Here is a 9,866-nt window from a genome sequence, read left to right on the forward strand (position 1 = left end):
GCAACCTTGGCTAATCCACGAGCAGGCGGCTGGTAACATTGCTGATGAGGCAACCGGTAACAAAATTACGTGAGGCAATACGGGGGCATCACCCCTTCCGAGGCTTTGAGGTTGTTTGCTGCACGGTGTCTGCGTACTTCACGAGCAAATCGTCGGCCGCTTCTCGCAAATACGTCGCTAACGGTATCCGTGTTTTCTCAGCCAGCTTCTTGAGCTGTGCCGCCGTTTCTGGCGGGTAGTAAGAGCAAATCTGCACCTGCTTACCCTTTTGGCTTCCGACCATGTTCACCGCCCGCCAGCTTCCTGACTTTACATGTAACATCAGGAAGCGTAGTTTTGATTGAGTAACAGCGGAGGCCGGACGGGTTGCAGCCCGGCCAGCCTCCTGACCACACGCATCCCAGCTAAGGAGGCTGCGCATGGCTATTCAGAATGGTAACAAAGCCCGAAAGGGCGACTTCCAAAGACGATCAATCCGTAAACGTCGCGACTTCCGTCTAGCCCCTCGAGCGGAAAGTCCGCCCATCGATCCATCCCCTATTCGCCGGTCAACTCGGGTCCGCAAATCGATCGCCTCTAAGCTCCGACCCCGAGGTCGTCGCCTACAGGACCCCCTCGCCGATATCACGCGTCACCTCAGGGTGATCAGCGCTATTGCCATCACGACCCACATCGCACTGAGAACACAGAACTGCGAGCAGGACGCCGACATCGCCGAATGCCTGCGACACGGCGTTGTGGATGCGCTCGCGACTCAGATCGAGCGCATCCGCCGACTTTACATCCCCGCGGCGGCGGCCACGACATGAGCCACTCCGACGCCAGACTGGAAACGCTTGAGGCAATGGGAGATTGATGTTCAACTGTCTCGCGACGCCGAGAAGTCGCAGCCATGAGTGCCCGCCGTCGCGAAGTGGCCTGCGCATTTGGCGTGGTGCTGAGAGACTCTCGGCGCGAACGCAATATGACTCAAGAAGCGCTTGCCGAGCGAGCTGACCTGGATCGCACTTACCCCAGCCTGTTGGAACGCGGAATGCGACAACCAACGCTGACGTACCTGTTCGCAATCGCCGATGCGCTCGGCATGGACCCAGCGGAATTGGTTCGGATGACACACCGTGGGCTGCATTCGTAGCGCGTGAGAAGGCGCCCGCACCGGATGATCGCCTTCCTCGTGTAGATCGCCCAAGCGTCCAGGATGAGCCAACAGAGACCGCAGATGTCCGTTGACAACTGCGTCAGCTTTGCTGCTTAAGACGGATTCGGTTTCCCGTGGCGGCTCTCGGTGATCCTGTCCGCTACCCACTTCTGGACCTCATCCTCCAACCAACCGACTGCCCGCGCGCCGATCTTAATGCGCTTTGGGAACCTATTCTCGGCCTGAAGTTTGTAGATAAACGACCGCCCCAGCCCGGTAAGTGCTCGCACCTGGGGCAGTCGAAGCACGCGCTGGGGCTTAACTTGCTCGGTCGCCTTGGCTTCCTCAAACGCCAATTCACCCTGCCCACTTCCAACATGAACCATGTGCAGATACCTCGGCTGTTATAACGGCCCACAGCATCACTATGGATGAAGAGCGCTCTATCGCCTACCCTTGAAATGCGACGAATCACTGCACAACTCTCCCCATCGAATGCCGGTCAGCTCGAGACGGTTGTTGCTCCAAACTCGCTAAGTTCGATTCGACTACCGCGCCTGATTCATACGGCTGACAACTCCACGCGCACGGCGTTCCTGACGCCATTGCAAGCAGGAACTGAATTCCATATGGAACGTCCCGACGTTAGATTCCGGTGCGCGATGTTCGGACGGACGGCGGTTCGGCATGTTTGCAGTTGCAGATGGATTCGACGCTAGTGCAGGATAGCCAACTGGCAGCTCGTTGTTTCAAACTCAACTCCACATGAAGACTCGTGTTCACCTCTCGACGTGGATAGATTCCGACTCCAGGGCACTCTTTGCAGAGATCGCGCACGCCCAAGGACTGTCTGAATCAGCTCTGTTGAGGCGGCTGGTCAAGTCGGCGCTTATCATGGCCGATACGGGGACGCAGTCAGTGCTGGATCCAGTCGAGTCAGTTGCCTCAAGCGGGCGAATCTCGGTTCGCCTGCGGCCAGACGACCTGCTATTTCTGCGCGAACGCGCCAGGGCAAGGGAACTGCCGACGAGCACGTATGTCTCGTTTCTTGTTCGAGCTCACCTTCGTGCACTGACACCGCTTCCGACCGCTGAACTAGAGACGTTGAAGCGGTCCGTGGCAGAGGTAGGCGCGATCGGCCGCAACATCAATCAAATTGCGCGAGCAGTGAATCAACAGCAATGGCCAAATGGACCGAACCGTTCGGATCTGCTCTCACTCCTTCGAGCACTGACCGGACTCAGAGACCATTTCAAGGCATTTATCAACGCGAACTTGGCCAGTTGGGATGCGGGACATGAAAAGGAGAGTCATTAACCTTGGAAGCCAAAGGGCTTTGTTGGACGTCGTCAGCTATGGCCGCGCCGTCGGCCGGCAATTCAGCGCAAGCCAACGTCTTTACATCGCACGAACGGTTCGGAGAGCACCCGAGGTGGTGGTCAAGGTAAGCGGAGGCGGCAGAAGCCGCGCCGGCGTGGAAGCTCACCTGTCCTATATTGGGCGGGGAGGTGAGTTGGAGATCGAGATGGACGACGGTCGGCGGGTGACCGGAAGCAGCTTCCAGAAATCGATCGTTCTCGATTGGGATCTCGATCTCGAAGACCACCGTCGCCAGGACAAACACTCGATCCGCCGACGTCCGAAGCCATTCAAACTCGTTCACAACCTCATTTTCTCTATGCCGCCAGGAACTTCGTCAGACAAGTTAGTCAAGGCGGTGCGCGGGCTTGCGCAGAATCAGTTTGCGCTGAAGCACAGATACGCAATGGCATTGCACACCGACGAGGCCCACCCGCACGTGCATCTGGTCGTCAAGGCGATGAGCGAGCAAGGCGAGCGACTGAAGATTCGGAAGGCCACACTGCGGGAGTGGCGGTACGAATTTGCCGATCATTTACGAGAGCAAGGTATTGCGGCGAACGCGACAGAGCGAGCCGTTCGCGGACAGGTGCGGACGAAGAAGCTCGATGCTATCTACCGAAGCGCTGAACGAAACGAATCCTTCTACGAACGCAAACAAATCCATGAACTTGCGGCCAAGACGCCGAGTGCCCTCGCACGTCACCGGCAGGGCAAGGCTATCTTGGAGCAGACCCGATCAGAGGTAGTGGCTGGATGGCAGGCCGTAGCTCAGCGCCTTCGGGAGGAGGGTGACCATCGCCTCGCGGACGATGTGCGAGCGTTCATCGATCGAATGGCGCCGGCAACGACCGACCAGGAGCAGCTAGTGCGGAAATCGGCTGCCCGCGCTGGGTGGAGGAAAATCGAACCGATGCAGAGGACGCGCTGAAAGATCGAATGGCCGTGGCGTCCGCTACCGCCGGACGCACAACCGGGCATTCCACGCCCCGACTGCTATCGAAACGTAGTCCGGGGCAATCTTCGCCAGCCGGTTACCGGAACGTGATGGTCCTCCGAGGCGACCGCAGAGCCGACGCCATAGCGTTCGGCGGTAAGGCTGCTCCGCGCCCCAACCAACGCTGCTACCATTGCCGGTCCTATGTCCCCTCAGGAAATCGGCACACAGTTCGGTCTTGATTCCAATCTGCTGAAGCAGATCGATTGGAAGCTTGCGCTCGCGCGCATCATTCAGGACCTGCGCTCCGATTTCATCTACGCACCGCACCTCGGCTTCATCTACCGCAAGGCGCAGGATAGGCTCATCGACCAGGTTCACTCCCGGCTCGCTAGTGGCTCGTACAGCGTTGGGCTGCCGCTGACCATTGAGGTGCCGAAGACATATCGCATTCGGGTGAAAGCGTCGATCAGGCGACTCGGGCCCAACTATTCGCGGCCCGGCAGCATCCTCCTGCCCCACGATCGGCTGCTTTACCAGGCGCTTGCTGATCAGGCCGGGCCGATCGTGAAGGCCAGCACCGACAGCACCCGTTCCTTTAGTCACCGGCTGGAGGAGCCCGGCAGTCCATCCATGTTCGCGCCGACTCGCGAGTGTTGGGCCAAGTTGCAGAAGGCACTGGCGAACAACTCGAAGCCGAAATCTGTTCGCTACGTTCTGAAGCTCGACGTCGCAAACTACTTCGGCTCGATCAACCAGCACAAACTCATCAACGTGCTGCAGGATGCGGGATATCCGAGCGGCCTGGCGTCCCGGCTTGAAGCTGTGCTGTCGCGCTACACGGGTGAGCGTAATTCGCGCGGTATTCTGCAGGGGATATTTCCCTCGGACCTATTCGGGAACTATTACCTCGCGCCTATTGATCTCATGCTGAAGGACCTGGATGTCCCTTCGGCCCGCTATGTGGACGATATATATGTGTTCCTGAAAAGCGTCGATGAGGGCGAGAAGTTGCTACGCGCGATCATTCCGGCACTGCGGAGCTACGATCTCGTTATCAACGAGGCCAAGTCATCGATTATGCCCAAGGCAGCACTGGTGACGGAGGAGCCCGATCTCGAGCAACTGTTTGCGGATGCGTTCGACGAGGTGTCCAGCCAGGTCGGCGACCACAAATTCAGGACGGACTACGGTTTTCAGTCCGAATGGGAAGACGAGGAAGAGCAGGACGACAACCTCGACGAAGAGAATCTCAAGATCGAAGCTACGAAGGTTCTTTTTGACTCCATCAGCGACTATCCCGGTAACGAGGAGAACATCGAACGCTTCTGTCTACCGCTTTTCGCCGCCGCCGACTCGGACTACGCAGTCGATCATGTCATGAGTTCATTCAAGAAACGGCCCTCGATGACGCAGATCTACTGCGCATATCTCGCGCGCTTCCTCGACAGTTCGGTGCAGAACTTGATGCTGTCAACGTTGCAGGACAAGTCGTTATTCGACTGGCAGAGGATGTGGCTGCTCGCGGGCTTGACCCAAAACAAAAAGGGCGACGATGCCGTCGTAAAGGCCGCACTAGACCTACTGAAGTCAACCGATTGCCATGACGCACTGCGCGCCGTCGCGGCAATCTACGTCGGGCGGTACGGCGATCATGCACGCCGCACGGCGCTGCGCAGTCTCTATTCTTCGGCTAGCAACTACGTCCAGGCTGCGATTTTCTATTCATCCCAGAAGTGGCCCTCCGCGGAGCGTGCAACGGCCAAGGCGAGCTGGAGCGGACACGGCGTGCTGCATGATCTCCTGACGCCAGTGGCTTCTTCGGGGGCGGGGAAAAGGAAGGGGAGCTGACTGGCGATTTGCAGGCGTGTATATGGGTCGGCAGATTCAGACGAGAGGCGATTACGTATCCAGCGATTCTTCCCAGTTCGCGCCCAGCACCCACGATAGAGCTGACATTCGTCCACTCAATAACCCCCACTCGAAGTCGCTCCTGTCGCGCGACAATCAGGGTGAGAAGCGCGTCAATCAGGATGAGAAGATCATGGCAGGTCGATTTTCGAGGCTTTGGCCCTCGATTTGACCCGCCAGGAGGCGATTTCGGACTGATTTGAGGTCCGGCTCGTCGGTGATCGCGGCCGATCGGGTATTGAGGTGGTGTTCCCAGTGACGGAGTACCTGCCTCATGCCCGGTCGACACATCAACGATCACCAGATGAGGCTGTACATGAAATCCAGATTGACCGTGTCGAAGCCGGCGGCGGCGGCGCAAGCGGCGATGAGCTTGGCGAGCGCATACCGCATCGAGAACGATCCGCGATTACCGTCACAGAAGGCGTTGCCCCGGGGTCGGCGCCGCCCCGATCCGCTGGTGAGCATTTTTGATCCCGAGATCGTCCCGATGCTGCGGGCGGCGCCGGGGCTGAGGGCGATCGCGATCTTCGAGGAGATGCAGCGGCGCCATCCGGAGCTTCCGGAGAATGTGCGTCGGACGGTGGAGCGGCGCATCCGCCAGTGGCGGGCGTTGAACGGTGAGGATCGGGAGGTGATCTTCCGCCAGGTGCAAGAGCCGGGACGGATGGGGTTGTCGGATTTCACCGAGATGGCGGATCTGGCGGTGCGGGTCTGCGGGGTCGAGCTCGATCATCGGCTGTACCACTTCCGCTTGGCGTGCTCGGGGTTCGAGCACGTGCATGTCATCCTGGGCGGGGAGAGCTACGTGGCCCTGGCCGAGGGGCTGCAGAACGCGCTGTGGGCTTTGGGGGGCGCACCGCGTGAGCACCGCAGCGACAGTTTGTCGGCGGCGTTCGGTAATCTCGAGCACGATGCGCGCGAGGATCTGACCCACCGATACGATGCGCTGTGTGCGCATTACCGCATGGAACCGACCCGCAATAACCGTGGCGTCGCGCATGAGAATGGTGCGATTGAGAGTGCGCACGGGCACTTGAAGCACGCAATCCGGGATGCCCTGCTGATGCGCGGCACGAGGGACTTCGAGGACCTGGGTGCCTATCGATCCTTCCTCGATGAGATCGTCGGTCGCAAGAACGCGCGCAACATCAAGCGCATCGATGCCGAGCGGGCACTGCTGCAGGCCCTTCCCGACACCCGCACGGCCGATTACGAAGAGGAACTGGTCTACGTGACCAGCTCGGGAGGCTTCGTGCTGCGCAAGGTCTTCTACACCGTGCCCTCGCGCCTGATCGGGCACCGGCCGCGGGCGCGCTTGTATGACGATCGGGTGGAGCTTTACGTCGGGGGCACGCGGGTACTGAGTCTGGTGCGCGGTCGGCCGGGCCGTGATGGCAAGCACGGTCACGTGGTGGACTATCATCACCTGATCCACGCCCTCAGGCGCAAGCCCATGGCGCTGCTGAATCTCCTCTACCGCGACCAGCTCTGGCCGCGCGAGGCGTATCGGCAGATGTTCGATTATCTGTGCGAGCGGCTCAACGAGCGCAGCGCCTGCAAACTGATGCTGGAGCTGTTGAGTCTCGCGCACGATCGGGCGTGCGAGGGGCAGTTGGCCGCCATCCTAAGCGAAGACCTCGCCGCCCATCGGCTGCCGCAGCTCAAGGAGCTGTGCGCGCGCTTCGCGCCGGACCTTGCGAGCTTACCGCAGGTATGCGTGCAGCTCTCGCCTCTGAGCCTGTACGAGGCGCTGAACGACTCGTGCATGGGAGAGGCGGCATGAACGAAAGCATTGACACCACGCGCCTGACGCTGCTGCTGAGCGAACTGCGTCTGCCGGCGATCAAGCACTTGTGGGAGAAGTTCGCCGAGCGCTCGGACAAGGAAGGCTGGCCGGCGGCTCGGTTGCTGATGGCCCTCGCCGAACATGAGATTGCTGCACGCGATCGGCGGCGCATCGAACGCCATCTCGGGGAAGCGAAGCTGCTGCCGGGCAAGACGCTGGAGAACTACGACTTCGAGGCCGTGCCGATGATCTCCAAGGCGCAGGTCTCAGCGCTGTGCGCCGGCGACGGCTGGCTCGAGAAAGGGGCCAACCTGTTGCTGTTCGGACCGCCCGGCGGGGGCAAGTCGCATCTGGCCTCGGCGATCGGACTGTCACTGCTCGAGAAAGGCTGGCGGGTGCTGTTCACGCGCACCTCGGATCTGGTGCAGAAGCTGCAAGTCGCACGCCGCGAGTTCGCGCTGGAAGCGGCCATCCAGCGGCTGGATCGCTATCATCTGCTGATATTGGACGACCTGGTGTACGTCACCAAGGACCAGGCGGAAACCTCAGTGCTGTTCGAGTTGATCAGCTCTCGTTACGAACGCCGCTCGGTCCTCATCACGGCCAATCAACCCTTTGGCGAATGGGGGAAGATCTTCCAAGACCCGGCCATGACGCTCGCAGCCGTCGATCGGCTCGTCCATCACGCGACGATCTTCGAGATGAACGTGGAGAGCTACAGGCGACGGGCGGCTCTGGCTCGAAAGAAGCAAGGCCCGGGAAGGACCGCCCACTATGCCACGACCAAGAACGTTGGGCCGTTGACGCCGAGCGACAATCAAAACCCGACGTAGTGCTCTGCGATGGACAACGGCGAGATGAGCGATGCGCACCAGCCAGATCAAGAAGCCAAATCCGGGGATAGCAGGCCCAGGGGTCACCCGAGATCTCCGCTCCTGGAGCCTCAGGCGAGGTCGCACAGCAAAGCCGAGGCGAAGAAAATACCCCGGAGATCGGCATAGGGGGCGCGGTCACCCGCGCACCCCTGCCACACCACCGGACATGCGGATCCCGCATCCGGCGGTTCGGCGGGTTGAGCCGAGCGTCTTGGAAAGACGGAAAAGTCCCAGCGAGTCGAAATGCGCATTGGGAAGGGCGACCTGGACAGCCAGGCAGCGTGCGAGATGCCATGGGCCGCGTGAGCTGGCAGCCGTTGTCACGGCTGTTACCCAACTCACGCCCCGTTTGAGCAACTCGCTACACCGTCGCTGTGGGCGCCTCCACTGTTTCCATTGCACCGCCCTCAGGCGACGGCGCACCCAGCTATCAAGGCTGTCGAACACCTCGGGGGTCTGGCAGAAGCCGAAGTAAGCTCGCCAGCCACGCAGAAACGCTGATAGTTCCTCCACCATGCATTTCATGCTCACCCCTCGGTTCCGGCGCGTGATCTCCCGCACCCGCTCCTTGAAGCGTCGCAGAGCCTTTGGCGCAATACTACGCCGCAGTTCAGGCGAAGCCCCAAGGCGTGTGAAGGTGAACCCGAGGAACGTGCGCTCCTCGGGTCGAGCCACCGCACTCTTCCGGGCGTTGACCTTGAGTTTGAGTCGCTTCTCGATGAAGCTCGTAATGCTCTCCATGACCCGCTGTCCTGCGCGTTCGCTGCGAACGTAAATGTTGCAGTCGTCCGCATACCGAACGAAGCAGTGGCCGCGTCGCTCCAACTCTCGGTCCAGCTCATCTAACACCAGATTACTTAGCAACGGTGAAAGCGGCCCGCCCTGCGGCGTACCCTCATCCACCGCGCTCACCAGTCCGCCCTCCATCACGCCGGCCGTCAGGAACGCACGAACCAGCTTCAGCAAACGCTTATCGCTGATCCTCTCCGCGATCCTGGCCATCAAACGGTCGTGGTTGACTCGGTCGAAGAATTTCTCCAAATCCAGGTCTACCACCCACCCGTACCCCTCAACGATATATTGCTGGGCACGGGCGACCGCCTGATGCGCCGAGCGCCCGGGTCGAAACCCGTAGCTGTGATCGGAAAAACTCGCATCCCAACGCCTTTGCAGCACCTGAAGTACCGCCTGTTGGATCAGCCGATCCAGCACAGTTGGCACTCCGAGCTTTCTCATCCCGCCATCCGGCTTGGGTATTTCTACCCGCCTAACCGGCTGCGGGCGATAGGTCCCGCTCAGGAGCTGGGCGCGAATCTCGGGCCAGTGTTGCACAAGGTATCCCGGCAAATCGTCAACGCTCATCGCGTCAACTCCTGGGCTACCTTTGTTAGCCTTGACTCTCCGCAATGCTTCTCGACAGTTCTCCTGTTCGCAGATCTCCTCCATCATCGGTTCGGTCTCGGCCGGGCTTTCGTACACCTGCTTCGCCATGAGCGATTCAACCCCATCCCGAGCGGCTGCGCGGCTTCACCGCGCCGACGGGCGAGATGACCGACGTACCCAGAACAGGCTCGGTCTTACGGCTGCTATTCCCCATGAGTCGCACTGACTACTCCCCGCTCCCATTACCCTGCTTACGCAGGACCGTTTGGGCCTTCACCGGTCGTTCGGCTTGCGCCTGCCGGCTAGTACGCCCGCTGCTGACTTCTGTCGCCCGCTCAGCAACGATCGCTCGCTGCTCAGTCCACGCCTCCCGACGTTGACAGAGAGACAGATCTCCCGAGGTAAGTTCGACCGCTTTCAGCACACAACCGGCGGATCTACCTCTGCGGCCTTGATGGATACGCACTTCGTAGC

9 protein-coding genes are annotated in these 9,866 nt (G+C 60.3%); 6 read left to right on the plus strand and 3 right to left on the minus strand.

Annotated features, from left to right (window positions below; all coding sequences use genetic code 11):
- Positions 1 to 88: 88 nt before the first annotated feature.
- The gene (locus tag ACREC7_RS13730) at positions 89 to 421 is read right to left on the minus strand and encodes a ribbon-helix-helix domain-containing protein (RefSeq protein WP_431556252.1); all 333 of its coding nucleotides are present in this window, start codon (positions 419 to 421) and stop codon (positions 89 to 91) included.
- Between the two features lie 471 nt (positions 422 to 892).
- Here ACREC7_RS13730 and ACREC7_RS13735 point away from each other — a divergent pair, with 471 nt between their 5' ends.
- Positions 893 to 1,135: a helix-turn-helix domain-containing protein gene (locus ACREC7_RS13735; protein ID WP_431556253.1), complete on the plus strand. Its 243-nt coding sequence runs from the start codon at positions 893 to 895 to the stop codon at positions 1,133 to 1,135.
- A 116-nt stretch (positions 1,136 to 1,251) separates the two neighbouring features.
- Here the strand turns inward: ACREC7_RS13735 and ACREC7_RS13740 are convergent, their stop codons facing one another.
- Complete coding sequence (locus ACREC7_RS13740; RefSeq protein ID WP_431556254.1) at positions 1,252 to 1,524, minus strand: helix-turn-helix transcriptional regulator; 273 nt, start codon at positions 1,522 to 1,524, stop codon at positions 1,252 to 1,254.
- A gap of 379 nt (positions 1,525 to 1,903) precedes the next feature.
- Between ACREC7_RS13740 and mobC the strand changes: the two genes are divergently transcribed.
- From mobC to istB, 5 genes are all read left to right on the plus strand, one after another.
- Positions 1,904 to 2,455 carry a plasmid mobilization relaxosome protein MobC gene (gene mobC / locus ACREC7_RS13745; protein ID WP_431556255.1) on the plus strand — a complete coding sequence of 184 codons (552 nt, stop codon included), beginning with the start codon at positions 1,904 to 1,906 and terminating at the stop codon, positions 2,453 to 2,455.
- 22 nt (positions 2,456 to 2,477) lie between these two features.
- Positions 2,478 to 3,428 (plus strand): relaxase/mobilization nuclease domain-containing protein, encoded by a 951-nt coding sequence (locus tag ACREC7_RS13750; protein ID WP_431556256.1) that lies wholly within the window; start codon positions 2,478 to 2,480, stop codon positions 3,426 to 3,428.
- Positions 3,429 to 3,638: 210 nt separating this feature from the next.
- A complete protein-coding gene (locus ACREC7_RS13755) occupies positions 3,639 to 5,285 on the plus strand; it encodes an RNA-directed DNA polymerase (RefSeq protein ID WP_431556257.1) in 1,647 nt (548 codons plus the stop codon).
- A 334-nt stretch (positions 5,286 to 5,619) separates the two neighbouring features.
- Complete coding sequence (gene istA, locus ACREC7_RS13760; protein WP_431556258.1) at positions 5,620 to 7,131, plus strand: IS21 family transposase; 1,512 nt, start codon at positions 5,620 to 5,622, stop codon at positions 7,129 to 7,131.
- Positions 7,128 to 7,967, plus strand: coding sequence for an IS21-like element helper ATPase IstB (gene istB, locus ACREC7_RS13765; RefSeq protein WP_431556259.1), 840 nt, complete (start codon positions 7,128 to 7,130; stop codon positions 7,965 to 7,967). The genes istA and istB overlap by 4 nt, the downstream gene beginning before the upstream one ends.
- Positions 7,968 to 8,144: 177 nt before the next feature.
- Here the strand turns inward: istB and ltrA are convergent, their stop codons facing one another.
- The gene (ltrA, locus tag ACREC7_RS13770) at positions 8,145 to 9,500 is read right to left on the minus strand and encodes a group II intron reverse transcriptase/maturase (RefSeq protein WP_431556260.1); all 1,356 of its coding nucleotides are present in this window, start codon (positions 9,498 to 9,500) and stop codon (positions 8,145 to 8,147) included.
- Between the last annotated feature and the right edge of the window lie 366 nt (positions 9,501 to 9,866).

The organism is Methyloceanibacter sp. (assembly GCF_050728395.1).
In the GTDB taxonomy this organism is placed as follows: domain Bacteria; phylum Pseudomonadota; class Alphaproteobacteria; order Rhizobiales; family Methyloligellaceae; genus Methyloceanibacter.

Coding starts and splice junctions, on each gene's coding strand:
- ACREC7_RS13730 (WP_431556252.1), bottom strand. CDS start 421: ATGCGCAGCCTCCTTAGCTGGGATGCGTGTGGTCAGGAGGCTGGCCGG.
- ACREC7_RS13735 (WP_431556253.1), top strand. CDS start 893: ATGAGTGCCCGCCGTCGCGAAGTGGCCTGCGCATTTGGCGTGGTGCTG.
- ACREC7_RS13740 (WP_431556254.1), bottom strand. CDS start 1,524: ATGGTTCATGTTGGAAGTGGGCAGGGTGAATTGGCGTTTGAGGAAGCC.
- mobC (WP_431556255.1), top strand. CDS start 1,904: ATGAAGACTCGTGTTCACCTCTCGACGTGGATAGATTCCGACTCCAGG.
- ACREC7_RS13755 (WP_431556257.1), top strand. CDS start 3,639: ATGTCCCCTCAGGAAATCGGCACACAGTTCGGTCTTGATTCCAATCTG.
- istA (WP_431556258.1), top strand. CDS start 5,620: ATGCCCGGTCGACACATCAACGATCACCAGATGAGGCTGTACATGAAA.
- istB (WP_431556259.1), top strand. CDS start 7,128: ATGAACGAAAGCATTGACACCACGCGCCTGACGCTGCTGCTGAGCGAA.
- ltrA (WP_431556260.1), bottom strand. CDS start 9,500: ATGGCGAAGCAGGTGTACGAAAGCCCGGCCGAGACCGAACCGATGATG.